Raw genomic sequence first — 23,295 nt, forward strand, 5'->3', positions numbered from 1 at the left:
TGAATAAAATCAGAGTGTTTTTTGTAATTAAGTAGCATTTCCAGGGTCATTTATTTCAGTCATTAGTTTGTCATCAAAAAGCGCAAAGGCTGTCTTTATAACTGATTCTATGGCTTCTTTATTTGGATCGCTTTTAGAAGAACAGGCCACAACAAAAACAAGAAGGAAACCAAATAAAATCATTAAGGACAGATAATTCTTTGCATTTTTTTCGGAAATAAATCCTCCTATTGAAACCGATAATAATAGTTTTCGGTTGAAAAATAATAGTTTTATTTAATAAGCCAGTCTTAAAAATAAAAATAATAACTAGTTATTAAGTAATCATTGTTGTATTTAATAGCCAGTTTTAAAAGCATCCCCTTTATAGCATTGATGGAATAGGTTCCTTTTTTAAAGGATTCAATATAGGAAGCATATTTTTTTCGTTCTTTTTCTGTAGCGACGTTCTTAAAATACCCCCAGACATGCGAGGCAGCATTAATCGTTGTTCCTTCAGTTGGTTCTGTTGCTAAGGCTTGGTCGATTAAGGCATAGAATTCTATTAGGGGGTAAGAAACTTTATCTTTTAAAAGCATTCTAATTTCTTCGTATACGTTCGGATTATGTTCAAGGATATTGTATTTGTATTTAGCCCATTCCTTTTCTAAATCAGAGATTTTCTTGTCATTTGAAGTTAAGTTAACTGCTTTAACAGCAGATAAGTTTTTGTCTTTTACTTCCAACATGATATCTACATCAGGAATACTCTTCAGGAACTCATTAAAGATTTCTAAATCAATTGTTTTAGAATGGCTGCCAGCTCTTTTTAATTTAGCTCCTTGCGAGTAGTGGATTTTTTGAACCCCATCTTCAGCAGTCCAAGTTTTATTTGCTAGCAAGATATAATAGCGGTCATCTTTAGCAACATCAAATGGCAAAACTTGGTTGTGCAAATTATCGTAAACAACAGGAATATGGTTCGTTAGTCCAATAGCTAAAACGTCGCCTATATTGTAAGACTTATCATCATTTTCAATAATCAAACGATCTTTTATACCTTGACTTAAAAGGTGATAATTTTTTTCGAATCTTGTAATAGCTGCTTCTTTATCTCCGTATACTCCACCAATATGAAGAATAATTTTACTGGATTTAGCTGTTTCTAGTGCACTTAAAAAACGAGTATGATACGTAAGATCTTCGACAGCTCTTTTTACAACCTCTTCATTTGGTGAATTTAGGACAGTATATTGTCCAGGATGCATAGAAACTCTCACATTATGAGCTTTTAATTTTTCAGCGATCAAGTGGAATTCTCTTTTGAAGATATCATCCCAGTTAAGATCGTTAATCGGACTTGAGCCAAAAGGAATGATATCTGAACTAATTCTAAAATGGGTAATTCCCATACTAATATTGTAATCAATAATTCGATCTAACGTATCTAAGTTGTGTTTAATCAGTATAAGTAAATGGTCGGGTGTGGCTGTTTTAAGAGTACACGTTTTAAAGGTCGTATTGTATACACCAAGAGTTAAGCATGCGTAACCAATTTTCATAGAAGGCTCCTTTTATTGACAGTTTATTTTAATCTATATTGTATCATAACCGAGCTATAGAATAAGAAATGAAAGAGGATTGAATTTAAAAGATAGATATAAAAAAGGGGATTTTAGTTGGGAGAAATGAGATGACTCCCTAAATCATTTTAATCGAATAGAGTAAAAAACTGCCGAGTTTTTTAAACTCAGCAGTTTTTTTATGCATTTATTCGAACCAAATCGCATACTCTCTTTCAGCACTTTCTTTTGAATCTGATGAGTGAACGGTGTTTTCTGACAAACTAAGACCGTAAAGAGCACGGATAGTGTTGTCTCCAGAGTCTGCTGGATTAGTTGTCCCGTTTAGTGCTCGAACTCGACTAATAGCATTTTCTCCTTCTATTACAAGTACAACTATGGGACTTCTTGTCAAATAAGCAACCAATCTTTCAAAAAAAGGTTTGCCTTTGTGCTCAGCATAATGTGCTTCTGTTGTCTCTTTAGAAGCAGTCATTAAGTTCATATCACTAATCTTTAAATCATTTCTTTCATATTCTGATAAGATTTTCCCAATCAAATTTCGTTCTACCGCATCCGGTTTTATCAAGACTACTGTTTTTTCATACATATTGAAAACCCTCCCAAACCTATATTAATAAGATTCTAACATGTTTAAGCTTTTTTGTGTAGGAGATACTAATCGTTTATGGAAAAAAATGCACAATGGTTTTCATAGCACCAAGGGTAGTTGGTAGCAAATTTGGTTAGTCTATGGTAAAACGTAACTAAAGAGGAGGTTTTATAAATGGAAAAAATATTTGATGTAATTGTTATCGGCAGTGGCGTTGGAGGTATGGCAGCAGCAAACGGCTTAGCAGCTGGGAAAAAAGTAGCCATTGTAGAAAACGACTTATGGGGAGGAACGTGTCCTAACCGAGGATGTGACCCTAAGAAAGTATTGTATTCAGTAGTTGAAGCTAAAGATGCAGTCACTCAATTGGCGGGCAAAGGTTTTTCTGTTCTTCCTCAAGTGGATTGGCCTGAGTTAATGTCGTTTAAAGAAAGCATTATAAATCCAATGTCAAAAGGATCTAAAGACAGCTTACAAAGAGCTGGAATCGAAACCATTATAGGAAAAGCTAAATTTATCAACAAAAATACAATTCAAGTAAATGAAGATACTTTAACAGCTGAAAAATTCATTGTTGCGACTGGTGCTAGGCCTTCGATATTACCAATCGAAGGAAAAGAACATTTGCTAACAAGTGCAGATTTTTTATCCTTATCTGATATGCCTAAAACAGTAACGTTTATCGGTGGAGGTTATGTCGCTTTTGAATTAGCAACGATTGCAAATGCAGCTGGAGCAGAGGTTCATATCGTGCATCATAATGATAGACCCCTAAAAGCTTTTGACTCAGAACTGGTTAAAGATATCGTTCATCAACTGGAATCAAAAGGCATAACATTTCATTTCAATATGGATACTAAAAAAATTGAAAAAACCAACGATGCTTTTATTTTAACAGCTGAAAATAAAGACCCTTTATTAACTGATTTAGTATTTTGTGCGACAGGACGAGGCCCTAACATTGAAGAATTAGATCTCGAAAAAGCGGGAGTTGCCTATGATAAAAAGGGCATTCAAATCAATGATTATCTTCAAACAAGCAATAAAGATATTTTTGCTTGTGGAGATGTGTTGTCAAAAAGTAAGGAGAAATTAACACCTGTAGCGAGCTTTGAAGGGGCTTATTTAGCACAATATTTGGCTAAAGAAACAACTGAAAGAATAAAGTATCCTTGTATTCCTACTGTAATCTATTCGAGTCCTAAATTAGCTCAGACAGGGATAACTGCACAACAAGCAGCTGAACAAGAGAATAAGTACAAAGTATCTACAATTGATGCAACTTCTTGGTTTAGCTATCATCGGGTAAATGAACCCATTTCAAAAATAAAAATTATCACAAATCTGGAGACAGGATTATTAGTTGGAGCAACTTGTTTAAATGAAAAAGCTGATGAGTTGATAAATTTTATGAGTCTTTTGATTAATCAAAGCATGACAGCAGAAGAGACCGCGCAGCTGATAATGGCTTATCCATCGATTGCTAGTGATCTAGGTTCCCTATATAAATAAACGTCAGTCCAACTAGTATACTGCAAAATTGTTACAAGGTATCAACTTTAATTGATAGCAAACCAATCGTTTCGTCTGCAATCAATAGATACCGAGCTGTACAATAATAAGTGAAAGAATCAAGTGGGAGCGGGGATCAATATGACAAGGATTGTATTTGTTCGTCATGGACAAAGTGAATGGAATGCATTAAATAAGTTTACTGGGTGGGTTGACGTTGGTTTAAGTGATGCGGGACTAAAAGAAGCTCATGAAGCAGGGAAAAAAATAAAAGAAGCTGGAATTGAATTTGACAGAGCATTTACATCTGTTTTAAAAAGAGCGATTAAAACGTGCCACATTGTGTTAGAGGAATCCGATCAACTTTGGGTGCCAGAAGTTAAAACATGGCGCTTGAATGAACGCCACTATGGAGCTTTGCAAGGACTGAATAAAAAAGCGACAGCTGATAAATATGGCGTCGAACAAGTTCAATTGTGGCGACGCTCGTATGATACTTTACCACCTTTATTAAAACCAGATGACCCTAATTCAGCACTAAATGATCGACGTTACTCAAATTTACAAAAACGAGTTGTCCCAATGGGAGAAAACTTAGAAACGACATTGGAAAGAGTTATTCCGTTCTGGGAAGATCATATTGCGCCAGCTGTATTAGAAGGAAAGACGGTTTTGGTAGCCGCTCATGGCAACTCTTTACGTGCGCTAGCTAAATACATTGAAGAAATTTCTGACGAAGACATTATGGAATTAGAAATTCCAACTGGCCAACCGCTAGTTTATGAATTAAACAGTGAATTAGCCGTTATCAGAAAATATTACCTTTAGGAAAGAATAAGAATAAAAGGTCCATCCTTTTATTCTTATTCTTTCGTTTTTTTGAGATTTTACGGAAATGTTAAAAAGTAGAATAGACGATTATATTTTAAAAGGTTATACTAATACCAACGTGGAATGAAAAAGCTGAAAGATTACATTATTTTTAGTAACTAGTTAGAAATGGTTAAAGTCGTAAATTTCAAGTCGTAAAAGATGAAAGTGGTGCAAGTTAATTATATGTCAACATTAAAAAAACTTTATGAAAAAAATGAAGAAATCATTCGCTATTTGGTTTTTGGAGGATTAACAACACTAGTTAATTTTGTCGTGTTCTTTGCATTTGATACGGTATTTGATGTTCAGTACTTGATTGCTAATGCTATATCTATTGGAGCATCCATTATTTTTGCTTTTTTTACGAATAAAAAATATGTGTTTAAATCTGAGACAGTGACTAGTTGTGCTTGGGTAAAAGAATTTTTTTTATTTTGTAGTTTCCGATTAATTTCAGCCGGATTTGATATGGTAAGTATGTTTATTTTAATTGGTTTACTTCAATGGGATTCTAATATCTCTAAGTTAGTTACTCAGTTAATTGTTGTGTTTTTAAATTATTTTTTCAGTAAGTGGTTTATTTTCAAATAAGCAGATTGCATTAGTTACTAGGAACGAATCTTTGTTTCAAATAAAAAAAGTGAACTCAAAAAGAGGTTGGAAATATTCCAATCTCTTTTTGAGTTTAAAAATCTTTAATTGTACGAATTCCGATGACTGAATCCAATTCAGATAAGTCTCCCACAATTCTTGTAGAACCTAATTTATCAGGGATACTCAATGTATAAACAATAAGATAAACAGCTTTATCTTCTTTATAGGAATCAACTAAGTAATCCATATCCATTACGAGAATTTTTTGCCGATCAAAATAGTCTTGAATGGCTTTCTTCGTTTCTTTTCTTTTGTAATAACTGATTTCAAGAGTTTTATAATCTTGTACACGAAAAACTTTTCTGATAGCCATTAAAACTAATAAAATAATAAGACAACCAGAGAAAGCGATGAAGTAATAGCCCATCCCAACAGCGATTCCCAGACTAGCAGTTGCCCAGATAGAAGCAGCAGTTGTTAATCCAGTTACACTTCGTTTAGTCACAATAATTGTACCAGCACCCAAGAAACCAATGCCGCTAACAATTTGAGCAGGTAAACGTGTAATGTCAGTATTTAAAACTTGAAATAAATTAGGACTTTCCATTGCTAGTTTAATGGTTGTGTAAGTGGCTTGAATCTGAACTAAAGAAAAAAGAGTGGCTCCAACACAGACTAAAATATGAGTTCGTAAACCAGCATTGTGCCCTTTTATCTCTCGTTCATATCCAATGACACCTCCAAATAAGATAGCAGCAAGTAATCGACCGGTAATTTCTAAATAGTCTAATTCAAACATGGTTAGACACCGACCTTTCAAATTTGAATAAAAAAAGGGAATGTGAAACTTTTTTAATTGATTGATAGGCTTATTCTAGAACGTTTGATAGTTTTCAAAAAGTAAAAAATATTAAAATGTTGATAGAAAAGAGTGCCAAAGAAAAAATCATCTAATAGGTTAAAGATTTTTTTCTAAAAGAACACAAGGAACGTTATTTTCGTAGAATTCATCGGACACGATTCTATAATCCAATTCTTCATAAAATGAAGTAGCCGTTTGCTCAGAATGAATGGATGCTTTTTTACAACCTTTTTCACGCCCGATTTCTTCTAGTGCGTGGATAATAGAGCGACTTAATTTTTGCCCACGATATTCTTTTAATGTCGCAATGCGGCCAATTCGAATGGTTTCACTATCTGGTAGCTCGTATCTTCCTGTGGATACAGGTTTTTCGTGGTCATACATGACGGCATAATCAATGTTCGAGTCGTCCAAATTATCAAATTCTTCAGAAAGTTCCATCTGCCTTTCTAGTACAAAAACAGACATCCGGACGTAAAAAGCACCGGCTTTATTCCAAATGTCATTACCAATATAAAGTTTCATGTAGTTTATTCCTCCTTGTATCATGTAAGTCAATATTAGTCTGACAAAATTATGAAAAGATGTCAATTGATATGAAGGTCTGTAGAAATAGTTAAGGTCTAGTGAATCAGTTCTCTTAATGATTATTCTTGTATTTAACGATTTTACAAAGTATAGTGAATATGAAAAAAAGGATGTATTTATTTAAAGGGAGGATGTAATCATGTCTATTTATTTTAGTGATTGGGGCACGGTTTTTAAAATTCTTGTTGTTGGGACTATAGCTTATTTGTTATTAATAATTGTTTTACGGATATTTGGAAAAAGGACTTTAGCCAAAATGAACGCTTTCGACTTTGTTGTTACAGTAGCCTTTGGTTCTATCTTGGCTACAATATTAACTAGTCGAGATTTGACTTTATTCGATGGAACATTAGCTTTTACACTATTAGTGGTATTGCAGTTTATTCTGACAAAACTGACAATCTATTTTAAACTAGCCAATAAAATAGTGAAATCCAAACCAACATTATTATTTTATAAGGATGAATTTGATGTTAATGCTATGCAAAAAGAAAGAGTCTCAAAAGAAGAAATTTTACAAGCTGTTCGTTCAGCTGGATTTGCTTCACTAAAGGATATATTGGGAGTTGTGTTAGAAACGACAGGTGAATTTTCTGTCCTTAGAGGAGATTCAGATTACCCAGAAAGTAGTACGCTGGAGAACATAGACAAAAGTTGTTTTTTATCAGTAAAATAACTAAAGCAGCTTTTTTATCTCATGGATTAAAAAGCTGCTTTAGTTGTCAAGCAAATGGAGTGAAAAAGTGAAGCATGATTCCTATAACTCCTGCAAATAACATAATATAAATAGGATTTAATTTGAATGTTCTTAAAATAAATAAGCTTAGTATGAATATTCCAACTGAAACCCAACTTAAGTCAATTAATTGAACAGGAAAGCTATCTTTATTAAAAAAAGCCGTTAATAAAATAGATAATCCAGCAGAAGCAATTAAAGCGACAACAGCGGGTCTTAAACCTTTGATAACTCCTTGTACCAGGCTTATTCCTTTGTACTTATAGTATAACGTAGCTAAGGTTAATACTATGATAGCAGAAGGTGTTACACATCCTAGTGTAGCAACGATGGCTCCTGGTAGACCGGCAACTTTTGTTCCAACAAAAGTTGAAGTGTTAATGGCAATTGGGCCAGGAGTCATTTGTGAAATCGTTAAAATATCAATGAATTCTGTTGGTGTTAGCCATGGATGAACTTCAAGTACTTGTTCTTGAATAAGCGGTAACGCAGCATAACCGCCACCGAAACTAAATAACCCAACTTGGAAAAAACTCCAGTATAATTGTAAATAAAGCAAGTTAATCCCCCTCCTTTTTCTTTAGAAGATTAACTCGATACGTAGTGTATGCTCCAATTGTTCCAGATATAAATAGAATCATAACAATATTAACATCAAAAATAGCTGTTGCAATAAAAGCTAAGATCATCACGATAATAGGCAATACCTTTTTATCAACTACAATAGACATTCCCATGTTGATTACAACGTCAACAATTACTGCAGCTACTCCGGCTTGCATACCAAACAACAAAGCATTTATAACGGCATTTTCTCGAAAAGCGATATAAAAATAAGAAATAGCTGTTATGATAAATAAAGGCGGCAAGACAGTTCCTAAAGTAGTTAAAAGTGCTCCTGGAATGCCAGCCATTCTATATCCTACAATAATAGACGCATTTACAGCGATAGGCCCTGGAGCAGACTGACCGATAGCAACTAGATCCAACATTTCTTCTTCCTCAATCCATTTTAAGTCCTTAACAAATCGTTTTTGCATTAAAGGGACAATGACATACCCGCCTCCAAATGTAAAAGCACTTAATGTAAAGGTAGAAAAAAATAAAGTCCAATAAAATTTCTTATCTTTCTTCAATAAAACTCTCCCCCAGTTGATGTTCACTTATTTTCTTGTTTTCAGTATACCTTAAAAATTTGCCGATTAAGAAAAATTTGCTGTTTTAAAATAAAATTCCTTTTTAATCAGTACCTGTTGGTTACACATAAGGTTTCTAACTTGCAAAAAAAAAGCGGGTGCTTAATAATAGAAAAGCATATGAGTAAACCAATCAACTAAATTGAAAACTTAGCGAGGGTATGCACCAAATGAGTAAAATGGAGAGTGAAAATGTGGGAACGTGGGAAGTGTTTTTAATTGTTGGCACTATTTCATTCTCGCTTCAAGGCAGTTTAATTGCTATGGAGAAAAAGTATGATTTATTTGGCGTTTATTTATTTGGCATTTTAACTGCTTTTGGCGGTGGAGCCGTTCGAAATACATTAATCGATGCTCCTGATTATGAATTGTGGCAACAAGGGTCGCTTTTTTATAGTGCGATGATTGCTATCACATTGATTTTACTGTTCCCTAAACCTTTTCTCGCAAGCAGAAAATTATGGGAAAACTTTTTAGATAGTCTTGGTTTGATTGCTTTTTCAATTCATGGTGCAACAGTTGCCGTGAAATTAGGTTTGCCAGTGAGTGCCGTGGTGGTATCTGCTTTGTTAACAGCTACTGGTGGTGGAATCATTCGAGACTTGCTTTCGCAAAGACAGCCAATCGTATTAGGAGAAGTGGTTTACAGGTTGTGGGTGTGTCTGATTGGGTTGATTATTGGGATGGGATGGACGACGGAAACCTGGCATTTGTATCTGTTGTTTATTGTTTTTACGCTATTGCGAGTGTTGTCTTTTCTTTATGACTGGAAAGTTCCAGTCCGTAGATATTCCGAATAAGTTGGATTTCCAACGGGATTTTTCATAAGATGCAGATTCTTTAGAAGAATACTATAAATAAAATCAAAAAAAGCGGGCCTCTTTTGTGTATTTTTAAGTTCTTACTTTAAGTAACGACTGTGTTAGAATTTGCAAAAAAAAAAATATAGAATAATAAGAAGAAAACCCATCATCAGTTAAATGAAAATAGATAGTGTGAAAAATGATACAGCAAGTAAATCATCCACTAAGGCGGGATTTTAATGCAAAAGAACGAACTCAAATTTCCTGGATTAAATGTGCGAATAGAAGAGGCCCAAAGAGTACAATTAGAAATATTATTAGAGTTTGATCGGTTATGTAAAAAACACGCAATACACTATCAACTTTTCTCAGGGACTTTAATTGGAGCTATCAGGCACAAGGGCTTTATTCCTTGGGATGATGATATAGACGTATGCATGTTAAGAGAAGAATACAAGCGATTTCTAGCTGTCAGTGCAAAAGAATTAAGCGAAAATTTTTTTTTGCAAAACTATCAGACAGATGAAAAATTTCAAACTCAGTATACAAAAATCAGAAAAAACAAAACACGTTATGTTGAAAACCTTGTTCAAGATGTAAAGATGCACCATGGATTTTTTATAGACGTATTTCCATATGATCAGGTGAGACCCGATAGTTTAAAAGGTGAAATACAAAGAATAGCGATAGATCAATTAAAGATCATAAATTACTGTAGAGTTATGAGAGTAAACAATAGTGAAAAAAAAACGGGTTTAAGAATAGCTAAAAAGGCGGCCTATTATTTTTTGAAAGTTATACCTAAAAATAAAATAGATCGACTCATTACACGACTTGCGTGTCTTTTTAACGAAAAGGATGAAGAATACGTAGGGGAATTGAGTATTTCTACTGGTAAAAAAATGTACGACTCTTTTGTCTTAAAGGAAGAATTTTTTTACGATTCAATTGACTGGGATTTCGAAGGGCACAAGTTTCCAGTACCTAGAGCATACGATGAGATTCTAAGAAAAAATTATGGCAATTACATGGATTTGCCTCCCTTAAAAGAACAAGAACCCCATCATGGAATTGTTGAAATAAATTTTAATACAGAAAAATAAAAAGGAAGTGCGAGAATTTTTTGCACTATGAGAAGGGAATAAAAAAATGGGCAATCAAAATAAGGCACTAAAAGAAAAAGTTTTAGATTCAACCGTTGTTTCTGTGATTGTTTCTGTGATGAACATTGAATCAAATGATATAAAGAACATAACATACTTGAAAAAAGGGATGACAAACGATTCCTTTAAGTTTGAAGTTAAAGATAAAAGTTACATCATTCGTGTACCTGGAGCAGGCACGGATAAGTTAATCAATAGAGCAAATGAATACGATGTATATGAAGTGCTAAAAGGAAAAAACATAAGCGATAAGATTATCTACATTTCAAATGAAAGCGGAATCAAGATAACGGAATTTTGGGAAACAGCAAGAGTGAGTGACCCTTTTGATAAAAATGATATTCAACTGTGCATGGAAAAATTAAGAGAATTTCATAACAGTGATTTAGAAGTTTCTCATTTTTTTAATCCTTTTAAAGAAATTGAATTTTATGAAAGCTTATGGAAGGGCAAGCCATCGATGTTTAAAGATTACATTGAAGTGAAGGATCACGTTATGTCTTTGGAAAAACTAATTGATCAACTGCCTAAAAAGCTTGTCTTGGCTCATGTAGATTCTGTTTCAGATAACTTCTTATTTGTAGAAGATGAAGTATTTGTCATTGATTGGGAGTACGCTGCAATGCAAGATCCACACTTTGATGTAGCCATGTTTGCAATCTATTCTTTATATGATAGAGAACAAACGGACTTTCTAATTGATAAATATTTTGCTGACGAGTGCACAAATGAAACACGAATGAAGATTTATTGTTACATGACAATAGGTGGATTGCTTTGGAGTAATTGGTGTGAATACAAGAGTGCATTAGGAGTAGATTTTGGAGAGTATGCATTAAAACAATACGATTATGCGAAAGACTATTATTCCATTATTGTAAAAGAACTTCTTCCAAAGACAAAACTTAACTTTGGATAAGCGCCCATGTAAGATAGAAAATAAGGGGATAATTGAGATGAAGGTAAAAGATAAAACAGTACTTGAAGTTGAGAATGCGATTATTATGGCTGCGGGGCTGTCTTCTCGATTTGCACCAATTTCTTATGAATATCCAAAGTCATTAGTAAAAGTTAAAGGCCAAATTTTGATAGAAAGACAAATACTACAATTAAAAGAAGTTGGAATTAATGACATTACAGTTGTTGTAGGGTATAAAAAAGAATTGTTTCAATACTTAGTAGATAAATTCCAAGTTAAGTTAGTTGAAAATTCTGATTACAACACTCGTAATAATCACTCAACGCTCTATGCAGTAAGAGAAAAACTTGGTAATACGTTTATCTGTTCAGCAGACAATTATTTTACGCAAAATGTATTTGAACCTTATGTTAAAAGAGCCTACTATTCATCTGTTTATGAAGAGGGAGCAACGGGTGAATGGTGCATAAAAACGGATGGAAATGGGTTGATAACGGATTTGAAAATAGGTGGCGGGAACAGTTGGGTGATGCTGGGGCACGTATTTTTTTCTAGTGAGTTTTCAAAGAAATTTGTGGAGATTCTAGAAGACGTTTATGATAATCCAGAAACAGCTAATTTGTTGTGGGAAAGCATTTATCTTAATCATATTAAAGAGTTAAATCTTTATATTCGTCAATACTCAAAAGAAACTATATTTGAATTTGATACCTTAGATGAATTGAGAACGTTTGACCAACAATACATCACGTCAACAGGTTCAATGATATTAAAAGATATTTGTGAACAGTCAAATTGCAAAGAAAGGGACATCACTCGTATCACTCCAATAAAAAAGGACGGAGAAACCGTTGGCTTTTTTTGTTTCATTAGAGAAGAAAAATATACCTATATTTATAAAACGAAAGAATTAGCAACGTATAAATAGTGATAAAAACGTATAGGAGAATGATCTATGGCTTATGGCTTATTAGCAGGTTTTTTTTGGGGATTAGACACAGTTATACTAGGGATTGCTTTAGTCATGTCACCATTTTTATCAACGGAACAAGCAATTTTATTAGCACCGTTTATCAGCACATTTATCCATGATTTTTGTTCTTCGCTATGGATGCTTTTTTATATGGGCATCAAAAAAGAGTCGAAAAAAATTTTTGCTGCTTTAAAAACAAGAAGTGGTAAAGTAATTATTTTGGCAGCTTTACTTGGCGGCCCTATTGGAATGACAGGCTACGTTTTATCCATAAATTATATTGGTGCTGCCTATACCGCTATTATATCTGCTCTGTTTCCAGGAGTGGGAGCGCTATTGTCTTATATCTTTTTAAAAGAAAAAATGAAAGGATATCAAATAGCTGGATTAACTATCAGTATTTTAGGTGTTATTGCGTTAGGCTATACGCCTGGCGGTAGTGAAGCCAATCATATGATTATAGGAATTTTATTTGCTTTAATGTGCGTCATTGGCTGGGCATCAGAAGCGGTTATTATAGCCTACGGATTAAAAAATCAAGAAATTAGCGATCACCTTGCTCTTCAGATAAGACAGCTAACGTCTGCTGTCTTTTATGGAGCTATTATTATTCCGTTTGTTAGAGGATGGTCATTTACATTATCCCTGATACCTACAAAGACAGCAGCGATTATTTTGTTAGCTGCGTTATTTGGTACAACTTCTTATTTGTTTTATTACAAGGCCATTAATAAAATAGGAGCCTCTAAGGCGATGGCTTTAAATATCACTTATTGTGCATGGTCGATTGTATTTGGAGCGATTTTATTGAATGAAGAAGTTTCTTTAAAAAGTATTATTTTGGCATTGGTTATTGTTGGCGGTTCTATTACTGCAGCAACAGATGTGGAAGAAATGGTTAGCTTAAAAAAAGAATCAATTAGTTAAACTGAAACTTATCTCAAGGAAGGCTTAATGGTTGGAAAAGTGTTTTTTGATTGAGTGAATAAAACTCAATACAGTTAAATTAGTAATAAACAAATCATACTAATCGATTAATAAAGTGAAAGAAAGGAATGACGTAATGGATAAATTTATGGACAGAGCAGTTACATTAGCAAAGAAAAATGTTCGAAGTGGAGGGACACCTTTTGGGGCCGTACTAGTAAAAAATGGTGAGATTATTTCTGAAGGAGTCAATGAATTGCACCACACATATGATAGCAGTGGACATGCAGAAATGTTGGCTATACGTAAAGCACAAACAGCACTTAAGACACTTGATTTATCAGATTATATAATGTATGCCAGCGGTGAACCCTGTCCGATGTGCTTATCAGTGATGTATTTATCAGGGATAAAAAAAGGGTACTATTGTGCATCAATTGAAGAAACAGCAGAAATTGGTTTGGGTGTCTCTAAAGTTATATACGAGGATTTAAAAAAAGATAAATCAGAACGAAAACTGTTGATGAAACAAATACCTTTAGCAGTAGGGCAAGAAAACCCAATGGATATATGGGTAGATAGGAAAACTAAAGAGTGAACAACGTCTGAAATTAAAAAAACTTAATGCACTGCAAAGTGATTGGTTGTAGTTCATTAAGTTTATTTTTTTGTGTAAGATGAAATAATCCGTTTAGTCAGAAGCAACTTTAATAAACAAAGGCAGTTCTTTAAAATAGTCCGTTAACTCTTACTATGTTATAATTTTGGTTACTAGTTTGTTTTAAAATTTTTTTTTAAAAACAAATGAACTATGAAAAAAATGATGGTTAAATAAAATAAAATGAATACAATTTTCTTTAGAAAGGTGGTCTATCATGAATAAATTTACTGAATTGAGAAACGATTATTTTGATAAAGATAATCTACGTTCCTTTCCTTCACTTTTTTTAGAAAAGTATGAAGAAAAGAACGTTGTTTGGGAAAAAAAAGAAAAAATAGTCTTGAATCAGTTTAAAGATATCTTGCAGCTCGCTACAAAGAAGGAGATAAATGAGACCGAAATTATCGGAACACTCTCTTATTTGGGCCAAGATGCTTACTTAGATCGGTATATAGTAAATATCATTATAAAAAACCATCTACTCCTTACTAAAGAAGGTTTCGATAAAGAAGTAACCTCGTCTTTATCGCAAAAAAATAAAAATGATTCAATAGTGTATGCGTTAATAGATACCTGTATTGAATGTGATAGAAATATATTGAGTAAAGAGATAGTAATGGACCTACTAACAGTTCACCAAAAAAAATTAGATGTATTTTCGATAGCCATAGACTACCTCTATCATTTCAAAGTAGACGGATTTGAACAGGATATTTATGAATGGTTAAAAGAAGACTACCCAATAAATATCAAGATGCAACTCATAGATTTATTGGTGGAACTTTATTCATTAGAAAAGCTGAATCATGCTACTATTAAAAATCTAATTCCTTTTCAAGAAAACAAAAAATTATTTACCGACTATATGGCGATTCTTAATAAGGAACAGTTAGTTAAGCATAATGGATTAACGATTTTGCAATCGATGTTTTATGGAGATTTTGAAAACAGCGGTAAAGGAAATAATGGTGGAATGGCTGTTTTTTTGAAAAATTTAGGAAATGAATTATCTAAATCAGAAGAAGTTTCGTTAGTTGTAACACTAACAATCACAAATGAATGGTCTCATAATCAGTCACTCATGAATTTTTACTCAGACAACCATTTATTTTTAAGAGCCCCTATCTATATGGATGCAGCAAATAAAGACCCCTTTTTAAAAAAAGAACGTTTTATAAAAAGAGCAATCGATAGGTTTCTAAAAAAAATAGAAATTGAACCAGATGTTTTTCATGTTCGTTATTTAGATAATGCATCTAAGGCAATAGCACTTTTAAGTAAAGAATTAGAGAAAAAGTTTGTTTTTACATTGACACCAGATCCTCATCGTAACATGGCCAATAATGATGGAACGTTAAAAGTATTTAGTTTTAATGAGTATGTTCAAAAATTAAATAAAATTATGATAGGCGACGAATTAATTTTTGAAAGTGATCAAATAATAGGAATAGGCAATCACACAGTAAAAAAAGAATTAGAGCTGTACTTCCCACAGTTGCTAAAAGAGCATAAGAAAGAGACGTTTTGGATGATTAGTGAAGGGATACAAGCTGACTGGGATCTTAAAAAAACTGATGGACAATTAAAGCAGCATCAAGAGTTAAAACAGATTAAATTTAAAGAAGAATTCTTTGATAGACCGATTATTTTAAATGTAGGAAGATTAGAGCAACAAAAAGCTCAAGATGAATTGCTAAAAGCATGGGGAAATTCGAGTATTTCGGATGTGTATAATCTATTGGTAATAGGTGGAGATGTAGAAAACCCAAATACAGATGAAAAGAAAATGATGCATTCTTTTGAAGAGTACCTTTCTATACATGATCATCTAAAAGATAACTTTCAACATATAGGTGCGCTACCAAACGAAACGATAAGAATGATTGAAAAAAAGATCATGGAACTTCAAAAACAGTATCCGCAAATTTATCTTTGTTCTAGTAAAAAAGAAGAATTTGGGATAGCGATTTTAGAAGCCCTATCACAGAAGTTCTTAGTATTAGGACCTGAAAGAGGGGGCGTGAAAAGTTATTTGGAAGATGATACCAACGGATTCTTAATTGACACATCTAATTGGGAAACGATTTCTGAAGAAACAGAAAAAATTATCCAGCGCTTAAAAAATAAGCAGGTAGTATTTGAAAAAATTCAAGATGCTGGACAAAAAACAGTTAGAGACCGTTTTTCTATGGAAGAAATTTCTAAAGAATTCTTATTGTTTTATTTATCTTTAAAAAGGAGCAAAGTGAATGAACGCTAATCATATATTTTTAATTAGTCCACCATTTTATTCTCATTTTACTCCGCTCTTAGTCCTTGCAAAGAGTTTCAAGAAGCTCGGGAAAGAAGTTACTTTTGGATGCAGCAATGAGTTTAAAGAACAAGTAGAGCAAGGCAACTTAACTTTCTATGAAATTGACATTAGTAAAAATAAAAATGTAGGGAAAGCTAAAATAACCAACCAACCTGATTCAGAAAAAGACCGACTGGATGAATTTTTTGAAGCAACAAGAAAAGGAGCTGTCGAAACGCTCATTACACAATCTAAGCACAGAGAAAAAGACATGCTTTACAAACCAGAAGAACTCATTTCTAAAATAGAAAAAATAGATAAATCTTTAGCTGTCGATTTATATGTTGTAGATATCCTTTCTTATGGTGTTACGCTTGGGTTGTATTCTTTAAATCTTCCTTTTGTAACATTTTGTCCACCACATCCACGAACCATTCCGATGGAGAATGAGAATTATGGTGTTCCCAAGAATTGGCCTTCTGCAATACCTGTTGAAAACAAGCAACTGGAAGAATTAAAACAAGTCTCGAAAAAAACACAAAATGAATTTACAAGTATTTTTAATAAAATGATAGAAGAAAGTACGAGTAATTGTAAAAAAATAGAAAATGCTTTCAGTTTGGTTTCAGAAAAAGCGATTCTTTATAATTACTTTGATTTTGATTCTATTGAAGACAAACAACAGTTACCAAATAGGATTTTTATGGGCAATTGTTTTGAAGGAAAATCATTGGATAAAGAATGGCTAGAAAAAATAAAAGGAACAAATAGTAAAATTTTAATCACATTGGGTACTTTCCTATCCAATCGAGTCGATGTACTTGAAAAGCTTATAGTAGGATGTGAAAAATACAATCCTGGGTCTCTTTTGATTGTTTCAGCTGGAGACAACGCCGAAAAATTAAAACAATATCGCTCTTCTTCTGTAATCATTGAAGCATTTATTCCTCAAAAAGCCTTAATGCCTTATATGGATAACGTTATTTTTCACGGAGGCTGTAATACTTTTACAGAGGCAATGTATTATGGTAAACCGATGATTATTTTGCCTTTTTCAAGTGATCAGTTTAATATCGCCTATGATTGTGAAAAAAAAGAATTAGCTGAAATACTAAATCCTAATACATTCGAAGAAAAAGAATTACTAACAGCCCTTGAAAAAATAAACAATCAGTCAAAAAGAAAGTTAACGCATTGGAGTGATATTTCTAAAAAAAGAGGACCCGATTATGCTGTTAAACAGCTATTAGATAGCCATTAAAAATAAAAATGTTAGATTTATTTAATCGAATTAATCGTTAAAAACGCATTATTAGTATAAATTAGGAGCTGATTTAGTGAATTTTTTTTCTATGAATAGAAATGAACCAGTTAATAGAAGTAAGTATGATGTAGATGGTGTTCCTCCCTTAAGAGAAGCTGTTCCACTAGGATTACAGCACATTTTCGCTATGTTTCTAAGTAATATAGCTGTTCCAATAATCGTAGCAAGAGTAGTTGGGATTTCAGGAAAAGATTTAACTGTATTAGTACAAAGTGCCATGATTATGGCTGGAGTAGCTACTCTGATACAATGTTATCCAATATGGAGAGTTGGAGCCAAACTTCCTATTGTAATGGGAAGTAGTTTTGGTTTTTTACCGACCAATATTTCCATAGCTAGCGGATATGGAATTTCTGGATTATTAGGAGCGACATTTGTTGGTGGGCTCTTTTGTGCAGGGTTGGGTTTCTTTATCAAACCGTTGAGACGTTTTTTTCCAAAAGTTGTAACAGGAACCGTTGTACTGACAATTGGCTTATCTTTACTGCCAACAGGTATAACAGCGATGGCTGGCGGAAGTGGTTCTGAAACATTTGGCTCAGCGAAAAATTGGTTGGTTTCATTATTTGTCATGTTTTTGGTGTTGCTTTTAAATCAATACGGAAAAGGAATGACTAAAACCTCGTCTATTTTAATTGCTATTATTATAGGTTACCTGTTAGCGCTCGTGTTAAATATGGTTGAATTTGGAGCTGTCAGAGAAGCCTCTTGGTTTTCATTACCTCAGCCTTTTTATTTCCCATTGGTGTTTAAATGGGGGGCAATAGCACCCATGTTAATTATGTTCATCGTTACAGCTGTAGAAACCGTTGGAGATGTTACAGCGATAACAATGGGAGGGTCAGATAGAGAACCAACGAATAAAGAATTGTCTGGAGCTATTTTAGCAAACGGAATTACCTCTTCTTTAGCGTCCATGTTTAACTCTTTACCGAATACATCTTTTAGCCAGAATGTTGGAATGATTTCCTTTACTAAAATGATGAGCCGTTATATCGTTGCTGTTGGCTCTTTCTTTTTAATTGCAGCTGGATTAATTCCTAAATTTGGTGCGACGCTCTCTAGTTTGCCTCAATCTGTTATCGGGGGAGCGTCCATTATTATCTTTTCTCAAATTACTTTGACAGGAATCGGAATATTAACATCAGAACCTTTAACGGATCGTTCAAAAGTGATTATTGGTCTTTCATTAGTATTTGGATTGGGATTAACCCAAGTCCCTGAAGCAATGGTAAGCTTGCCAGATTTCTTAGCAACGTTGTTCGGAGAATCGGCTATTGTGATTGCTTGTATCGTCGCATTAGTATTGAATATTATTATCCCGGCAGAAGAAAAAGACTCTGGAAAATTAAATGAAGAAAAGGCAGAATGATTTTGAAAGATGAAAAAATAAGTTTCGCAAACTTTCTTTGCAACGATAAATGAAAATTTATGAAACCTTATGAAACCTTCTTCTTTCTTTTTATCAGTAAACTACCTATACTTGAATGAGTATAAGAAAGAAAGTGGGAGATAAAATGGTTGAAAAGTATGATTATATTGCTATCGGTGGCGGAAGCGGTGGAATAGCTTCTATCAATCGTGCAGGAATGCACGGGGCTAAAGGTGCATTAATCGAAGGAAATGCTATCGGCGGAACATGTGTAAATGTAGGGTGTGTCCCTAAAAAAATCATGTGGCATGGAGCTCAAATGATGGATGAAATGAATTTGTATGCTTCCGGCTATGGTATTGATATTCCTTCGAAAAAATTAAACTTTGCTAAATTAGTCAAAAATAGAGAATCTTTTATCCAAAGACTACATGGGAGTTACAAAAATGGTTTAAATAATAATTGTGTTGATTTAATAAACGGCTATGCTAAATTTGTTGACAACAAAACGGTTGAAGTAAATGGGAAACAGTATACTGCAGACCATATAGTGATTGCGACAGGTGGAAGACCGGAATTGCCAGATATTCCAGGTGCTGAATATGGATTAGATTCAGATGGCTTTTTTGAACTAACAGAATTACCAGAACGAACGGCCGTAGTAGGTGGCGGTTACATTGCTGTGGAATTAGCAGGTGTATTGCATGGATTAGGATCCAATACGCATTTATTTGTTCGCCAACATGCACCTTTACGAAACTTTGATTCGATTATAGTTGAAGGATTATTAGACACAATGGCGCATGAAGGTGCCACTCTGCATACGTATGCTACACCTGAAAAGGTTGAAAAGAATGAGGATGGCAGTCTGACTCTTTACTTAGAGGACGGAACAACGCATGAAACAGATGCCCTTATTTGGGCGATAGGACGTCAACCAAATACAAGGAATTTGAATTTAGCAGCAACAGATGTGATAGTAAATGATGGTGGATACATTACAGTTGATGAATTTCAAAATACAACAGCAGAAGGTATCTATGCTATTGGAGATGTGACAGGTCATATTGAGTTGACTCCCGTGGCTATTGCAGCTGGGCGGCATTTATCCGAACGATTGTTTAATCATAAACCATTAGAGTATTTGGATTATGATAATGTTCCAACAGTTGTTTTTAGTCACCCTCCAATTGGAACGGTGGGCATGACAGAAGAGCAAGCAATTGACAAGTTTGGTGCAGCACAAATAAAAGTATACGAAACACGTTTTACTGCTATGCACAGTTCGATTACTGAAAATAGACAAAAAACGTATATGAAATTAGTCTGTTGTGGACTAGAAGAAAAAGTTGTCGGGCTTCATGGGATGGGTTCAGGAATGGATGAAATGCTGCAAGGTTTCGCTGTCGCTATCAAGATGGGAGCAACTAAAGCAGACTTTGATGCTACTGTAGCGATTCACCCAACTGGTGCTGAAGAATTTGTTACAATGAAATAAGTAGCTACGATAACAATAAATAAGGTTAACTAAAAAAACTCCACTCTTAAACCATAGCGGTTTAAGAGTGGAGTTTTTTTAATGAATAACTAGTGGTTCTTTGACCAATTCTACGCTAACACCGTAATGATCTGAGATAACTGGGTAGTTTAGCCCATTAAAAATAACTTTAGACTGTTTAATAGAAACAACTTTATTTGTAAAAATAAAATCTAACCTTAGCTTTTCTTTATTTTTAGACCAGCCGTCTATATTACTTTCGACAGTATGCCCTATATCTCGTTCAGTTGCCAATACAAAAGTATCAAACCATTCTTTGTTTACTAAATCATAGCCTTCATTAGATGACTGTGAAGGATTATTGAAATCTCCCATTAAATAGATCGAACCAGATAATGGTTTAAAAAAGGCAGAACACACAGCCCATTGTTCCTTAAAGGTATCTTCTTTATCATTCCACCAACCCAAATGAAGATTAAAATACCAACTGTCCTCGATTTGTATACCAATAACAGAGCGGGTTTTATGATTATCGTAAGCGATACTTTTTGAAGCATGGAACGCTTTAATTTGTTGAATAGGATGAAGGCTCAAAAAAGCTAAGCCTTCATCATAAATGTCGTATCCGATATGGGAAGGTAACCAAGTCCAAGAATACCGTAAGCCCGCTTGTTCTAATTTTTGTTGTACTTGGAAAGCAAAGTTATTTTGTTTGATTTGAATAGAAGGATCAGCAGCTTGATAAGTAAAGAAATCTGATAAATCTATTGTAGGTTCGCTAATAGACTGATTGACTTCTTGGAAAGCTATAATATCGAATTGATTGAATAGAATCGTTTCAACAAGTGTAGCCAACTTATCCTGCGGCTGTTCTTCTAACCAACTATGTGTATTTAATGTTAATAGTTTCAATAAATTACACTCCTAATGCATCTTGAATGTCTGATTTTAAAACATCAGCTTTTGGTCCATAAACAGCTTGTACTCCTTGGCCTTTTTTAATTAGACCTAAAGCTCCAACTTTTTTCCAGGCTGCTTCATCACCAACCATATCAGCATCTTTTACGCTAACACGAAGACGAGTCATACATGCATCGACATCAGTGATATTTAATGGTCCACCTAATAAGGCAATAATATCATTTACTTGTCTACTCATTGCAGGGACAGCTTTTCCAGAACTATCTGAAACAGTATCTGTTTCTTCTTCAAGAATAGAGGCTTCATCAATGTAATTTCCTAGACGTCCAGGGGTAGCGAATTTGAAACGACCAATCATATAATAAGAAATAAAATAGGCTATAGCGAAGAAAGCAATACTGCTTAATAGGAAATTAATGACATCCCATAGTAATCCTGCATTTATAGACATTGGAATACGAGTTAAAAACTCTAAATTTCCAAAGGAATGAACACGTAATGGAATCAAATCAGCTAATGCAAACGAGAAACCTTGAATAACAGCATAAACAACATAAAGTAATGGCGCAGCGAACATAAACATAAATTCAAGAGGCTCAGTTACACCGGTTAAGAAAACGGCGATAGCTGCAGAAAAGAAAATAGATTTGTATTTTTTGCGTTTTTCCACATCTGTTCTACGATACATAGCATAGGCAACACCTAAAAGTGTTCCACTTGCACCGATCATTTGTCCAACTTTGAAACGAGCAGGGGTAATACTTGTCAACAAAGCTTGATATCCAGCTGTATCACCAGATTGTTTTAAATTGACTAAATCACTAACCCAAGCTAACCACAGTGGATCTTGTCCAAAAACTTGAGTACCTACATTTGCTCCGGTTAATATGCTATAGGTTCCTCCAAGAGCAGTGTAATTGATTGGAATTGTTAACATGTGATGCAATCCAAATGGTAGCAATAAACGCTCTAAGGTACCGTAAACAAACGGCGCTAGTACTGGAGCTGTATCAGCTGAAGTAGCAATCCATTGGCCAAAATTATTGATACCCGTTTGAATGATTGGCCAAAAAATAGCTAAAATAAGAGAAACAACAACAGACCATAAAATAACTACGAATGGTACAAAGCGTTTTCCGTTAAAGAAAGAAAGAGCTTCAGGCAATTTACGATAATTATAATATTTATTGAATATAATTGCTCCTACAAAACCAGAAATAATTCCGACAAATACGCCCATATTTAAAGCTGGTGCTCCAAGAACAGAAGTGAAATAACCGTTTACTAAAATTTCTGAACCAAATAAAGTTTTAGTCGTTGCACCTTCCGTTAATAACATTTCAGAAGAAACTCCGAAGATAGAACCGGTTGTTACGTTAATTAATATAAAAGCTAAAATAGCAGCAAAAGCTCCGCCAGCACGTTCTTTAGCCCAAGATCCTCCGATTGCCGCAGCAAATAGAATATGTAGATTTCCTATTACGCCCCAACCTAAACTTTCCATTACACTACCGATAACAGATAACAATTGAATGTCTCCGCCGAACATGACAATCATTTTACCGATACTAATCATTAAACCAGCTGCAGGCATGACAGCGATGACGACCATTAAAGCTTTTCCCAGTTTTTGCCAAAAATCAAATGAAAATGTTTTCTTCATTTCTTATTCCAACTCCCTATAGTTTATTGTTTGAATACGCAAACGCTTGCTCTTAGTATAATTAGATGCCAAGTAAAATGCAAGCGATTCCTTTAAAGAAAAACGAGAAAAAAGCTGTTACCGTTAACAAGAATAAGAAATAGCTTTTTCTTCTATATAACAATAAATACAACTAGATGAAAATATAATAAAAAATGAATTTGACAACGCAAACGTTTGCGTTTAAGATTACAGTATAAAATTGAATAGCTGGGAACAATGTG

At 33.9% G+C, this 23,295-nt stretch carries 23 protein-coding genes; 14 read left to right on the top strand and 9 right to left on the bottom strand.

Going from position 1 to position 23,295, the window contains the following annotated elements:
- Positions 1 to 27: 27 nt before the first annotated feature.
- The 3 genes from BR44_RS11580 to ndk form a co-directional block, all read right to left on the bottom strand.
- A complete protein-coding gene (locus BR44_RS11580; RefSeq protein ID WP_156954963.1) occupies positions 28 to 183 on the bottom strand; it encodes a hypothetical protein in 156 nt (51 codons plus the stop codon).
- Positions 184 to 290: 107 nt separating this feature from the next.
- Positions 291 to 1,541, bottom strand: coding sequence for a UV DNA damage repair endonuclease UvsE (gene uvsE, locus BR44_RS10180; RefSeq protein WP_034552465.1), 1,251 nt, complete (start codon positions 1,539 to 1,541; stop codon positions 291 to 293).
- A 208-nt stretch (positions 1,542 to 1,749) separates the two neighbouring features.
- Entirely contained in the window at positions 1,750 to 2,151 is a 402-nt protein-coding gene (ndk, locus tag BR44_RS10185) for a nucleoside-diphosphate kinase (RefSeq protein WP_034552467.1), read from the bottom strand.
- A 177-nt stretch (positions 2,152 to 2,328) separates the two neighbouring features.
- On the opposite strand from ndk, the gene BR44_RS10190 reads away from it, so the two are divergent.
- The 3 genes from BR44_RS10190 to BR44_RS10200 all read left to right on the top strand — a co-directional run bounded on the left by BR44_RS10190 (position 2,329) and on the right by BR44_RS10200 (position 5,130).
- Complete coding sequence (locus tag BR44_RS10190; RefSeq protein WP_034552469.1) at positions 2,329 to 3,666, top strand: dihydrolipoyl dehydrogenase family protein; 1,338 nt, start codon at positions 2,329 to 2,331, stop codon at positions 3,664 to 3,666.
- Between the two features lie 141 nt (positions 3,667 to 3,807).
- Positions 3,808 to 4,494 carry a 2,3-diphosphoglycerate-dependent phosphoglycerate mutase gene (gene gpmA / locus BR44_RS10195; protein WP_034552471.1) on the top strand — a complete coding sequence of 229 codons (687 nt, stop codon included), beginning with the start codon at positions 3,808 to 3,810 and terminating at the stop codon, positions 4,492 to 4,494.
- A gap of 228 nt (positions 4,495 to 4,722) precedes the next feature.
- On the top strand, positions 4,723 to 5,130 hold the full coding sequence (locus BR44_RS10200; RefSeq protein WP_034553284.1) for a GtrA family protein: 408 nt from the start codon (positions 4,723 to 4,725) through the stop codon (positions 5,128 to 5,130).
- A 94-nt stretch (positions 5,131 to 5,224) separates the two neighbouring features.
- On the opposite strand, the gene BR44_RS10205 is transcribed toward BR44_RS10200, so the two are convergent.
- Both BR44_RS10205 and BR44_RS10210 read right to left on the bottom strand, forming a co-directional pair.
- The gene (locus tag BR44_RS10205; RefSeq protein WP_034552473.1) at positions 5,225 to 5,932 is read right to left on the bottom strand and encodes an MgtC/SapB family protein; all 708 of its coding nucleotides are present in this window, start codon (positions 5,930 to 5,932) and stop codon (positions 5,225 to 5,227) included.
- A 159-nt stretch (positions 5,933 to 6,091) separates the two neighbouring features.
- On the bottom strand, positions 6,092 to 6,520 hold the full coding sequence (locus tag BR44_RS10210) for a GNAT family N-acetyltransferase (RefSeq protein WP_034552476.1): 429 nt from the start codon (positions 6,518 to 6,520) through the stop codon (positions 6,092 to 6,094).
- 202 nt (positions 6,521 to 6,722) lie between these two features.
- On the opposite strand from BR44_RS10210, the gene BR44_RS10215 reads away from it, so the two are divergent.
- Entirely contained in the window at positions 6,723 to 7,259 is a 537-nt protein-coding gene (locus tag BR44_RS10215) for a DUF421 domain-containing protein (RefSeq protein WP_034552478.1), read from the top strand.
- 46 nt (positions 7,260 to 7,305) lie between these two features.
- Here the strand turns inward: BR44_RS10215 and BR44_RS10220 are convergent, their stop codons facing one another.
- Positions 7,306 to 7,878: a chromate transporter gene (locus BR44_RS10220; protein WP_034552481.1), complete on the bottom strand. Its 573-nt coding sequence runs from the start codon at positions 7,876 to 7,878 to the stop codon at positions 7,306 to 7,308.
- A 1-nt stretch (position 7,879) separates the two neighbouring features.
- Entirely contained in the window at positions 7,880 to 8,455 is a 576-nt protein-coding gene (locus BR44_RS10225; protein WP_034552483.1) for a chromate transporter, read from the bottom strand.
- A gap of 230 nt (positions 8,456 to 8,685) precedes the next feature.
- Here BR44_RS10225 and BR44_RS10230 point away from each other — a divergent pair, with 230 nt between their 5' ends.
- From BR44_RS10230 to gorA, 10 genes are all read left to right on the top strand, one after another.
- Positions 8,686 to 9,315, top strand: coding sequence for a trimeric intracellular cation channel family protein (locus tag BR44_RS10230; RefSeq protein ID WP_211249876.1), 630 nt, complete (start codon positions 8,686 to 8,688; stop codon positions 9,313 to 9,315).
- Positions 9,316 to 9,557: 242 nt separating this feature from the next.
- Positions 9,558 to 10,421, top strand: coding sequence for a LicD family protein (locus BR44_RS10235; RefSeq protein ID WP_034552486.1), 864 nt, complete (start codon positions 9,558 to 9,560; stop codon positions 10,419 to 10,421).
- A 46-nt stretch (positions 10,422 to 10,467) separates the two neighbouring features.
- Entirely contained in the window at positions 10,468 to 11,400 is a 933-nt protein-coding gene (locus BR44_RS10240; RefSeq protein WP_051912691.1) for a choline/ethanolamine kinase family protein, read from the top strand.
- Between the two features lie 37 nt (positions 11,401 to 11,437).
- Positions 11,438 to 12,328: an NTP transferase domain-containing protein gene (locus tag BR44_RS10245; RefSeq protein WP_051912692.1), complete on the top strand. Its 891-nt coding sequence runs from the start codon at positions 11,438 to 11,440 to the stop codon at positions 12,326 to 12,328.
- A gap of 27 nt (positions 12,329 to 12,355) precedes the next feature.
- A complete protein-coding gene (locus tag BR44_RS10250; protein ID WP_034552488.1) occupies positions 12,356 to 13,300 on the top strand; it encodes a DMT family transporter in 945 nt (314 codons plus the stop codon).
- 136 nt (positions 13,301 to 13,436) lie between these two features.
- The gene (locus tag BR44_RS10255; RefSeq protein ID WP_034552489.1) at positions 13,437 to 13,898 is read left to right on the top strand and encodes a nucleoside deaminase; all 462 of its coding nucleotides are present in this window, start codon (positions 13,437 to 13,439) and stop codon (positions 13,896 to 13,898) included.
- Positions 13,899 to 14,175: 277 nt separating this feature from the next.
- A complete protein-coding gene (locus BR44_RS10260) occupies positions 14,176 to 16,221 on the top strand; it encodes a glycosyltransferase family 4 protein (RefSeq protein WP_034552491.1) in 2,046 nt (681 codons plus the stop codon).
- Positions 16,211 to 17,515, top strand: coding sequence for a glycosyltransferase (locus BR44_RS10265; RefSeq protein ID WP_034552494.1), 1,305 nt, complete (start codon positions 16,211 to 16,213; stop codon positions 17,513 to 17,515). Before BR44_RS10260 ends, BR44_RS10265 begins: the two co-directional genes overlap by 11 nt.
- A 91-nt stretch (positions 17,516 to 17,606) precedes the next feature.
- Positions 17,607 to 18,950, top strand: coding sequence for a uracil-xanthine permease family protein (locus tag BR44_RS10270; RefSeq protein ID WP_034553293.1), 1,344 nt, complete (start codon positions 17,607 to 17,609; stop codon positions 18,948 to 18,950).
- 145 nt (positions 18,951 to 19,095) lie between these two features.
- Positions 19,096 to 20,448, top strand: coding sequence for a glutathione-disulfide reductase (gorA, locus tag BR44_RS10275; protein ID WP_034552497.1), 1,353 nt, complete (start codon positions 19,096 to 19,098; stop codon positions 20,446 to 20,448).
- Between the two features lie 78 nt (positions 20,449 to 20,526).
- Here gorA and BR44_RS10280 read toward each other — a convergent pair whose 3' ends face one another.
- Both BR44_RS10280 and BR44_RS10285 read right to left on the bottom strand, forming a co-directional pair.
- Entirely contained in the window at positions 20,527 to 21,360 is an 834-nt protein-coding gene (locus BR44_RS10280; protein ID WP_034552500.1) for an endonuclease/exonuclease/phosphatase family protein, read from the bottom strand.
- Positions 21,361 to 21,364: 4 nt separating this feature from the next.
- Complete coding sequence (locus BR44_RS10285) at positions 21,365 to 23,032, bottom strand: PTS transporter subunit IIBC (RefSeq protein WP_034552503.1); 1,668 nt, start codon at positions 23,030 to 23,032, stop codon at positions 21,365 to 21,367.
- Positions 23,033 to 23,295: the final 263 nt, after the last annotated feature.

This window comes from Carnobacterium funditum DSM 5970 (assembly GCF_000744185.1).
In the GTDB taxonomy this organism is placed as follows: domain Bacteria; phylum Bacillota; class Bacilli; order Lactobacillales; family Carnobacteriaceae; genus Carnobacterium_A; species Carnobacterium_A funditum.

Coding starts and splice junctions, on each gene's coding strand:
- BR44_RS11580 (WP_156954963.1), bottom strand. CDS start 183: ATGATTTTATTTGGTTTCCTTCTTGTTTTTGTTGTGGCCTGTTCTTCT.
- uvsE (WP_034552465.1), bottom strand. CDS start 1,541: ATGAAAATTGGTTACGCATGCTTAACTCTTGGTGTATACAATACGACC.
- ndk (WP_034552467.1), bottom strand. CDS start 2,151: ATGTATGAAAAAACAGTAGTCTTGATAAAACCGGATGCGGTAGAACGA.
- BR44_RS10190 (WP_034552469.1), top strand. CDS start 2,329: ATGGAAAAAATATTTGATGTAATTGTTATCGGCAGTGGCGTTGGAGGT.
- gpmA (WP_034552471.1), top strand. CDS start 3,808: ATGACAAGGATTGTATTTGTTCGTCATGGACAAAGTGAATGGAATGCA.
- BR44_RS10200 (WP_034553284.1), top strand. CDS start 4,723: ATGTCAACATTAAAAAAACTTTATGAAAAAAATGAAGAAATCATTCGC.
- BR44_RS10205 (WP_034552473.1), bottom strand. CDS start 5,932: ATGTTTGAATTAGACTATTTAGAAATTACCGGTCGATTACTTGCTGCT.
- BR44_RS10210 (WP_034552476.1), bottom strand. CDS start 6,520: ATGAAACTTTATATTGGTAATGACATTTGGAATAAAGCCGGTGCTTTT.
- BR44_RS10215 (WP_034552478.1), top strand. CDS start 6,723: ATGTCTATTTATTTTAGTGATTGGGGCACGGTTTTTAAAATTCTTGTT.
- BR44_RS10230 (WP_211249876.1), top strand. CDS start 8,686: ATGAGTAAAATGGAGAGTGAAAATGTGGGAACGTGGGAAGTGTTTTTA.
- BR44_RS10235 (WP_034552486.1), top strand. CDS start 9,558: ATGCAAAAGAACGAACTCAAATTTCCTGGATTAAATGTGCGAATAGAA.
- BR44_RS10240 (WP_051912691.1), top strand. CDS start 10,468: ATGGGCAATCAAAATAAGGCACTAAAAGAAAAAGTTTTAGATTCAACC.
- BR44_RS10245 (WP_051912692.1), top strand. CDS start 11,438: ATGAAGGTAAAAGATAAAACAGTACTTGAAGTTGAGAATGCGATTATT.
- BR44_RS10250 (WP_034552488.1), top strand. CDS start 12,356: ATGGCTTATGGCTTATTAGCAGGTTTTTTTTGGGGATTAGACACAGTT.
- BR44_RS10255 (WP_034552489.1), top strand. CDS start 13,437: ATGGATAAATTTATGGACAGAGCAGTTACATTAGCAAAGAAAAATGTT.
- BR44_RS10260 (WP_034552491.1), top strand. CDS start 14,176: ATGAATAAATTTACTGAATTGAGAAACGATTATTTTGATAAAGATAAT.
- BR44_RS10265 (WP_034552494.1), top strand. CDS start 16,211: ATGAACGCTAATCATATATTTTTAATTAGTCCACCATTTTATTCTCAT.
- BR44_RS10270 (WP_034553293.1), top strand. CDS start 17,607: ATGAATAGAAATGAACCAGTTAATAGAAGTAAGTATGATGTAGATGGT.
- gorA (WP_034552497.1), top strand. CDS start 19,096: ATGGTTGAAAAGTATGATTATATTGCTATCGGTGGCGGAAGCGGTGGA.
- BR44_RS10285 (WP_034552503.1), bottom strand. CDS start 23,032: ATGAAGAAAACATTTTCATTTGATTTTTGGCAAAAACTGGGAAAAGCT.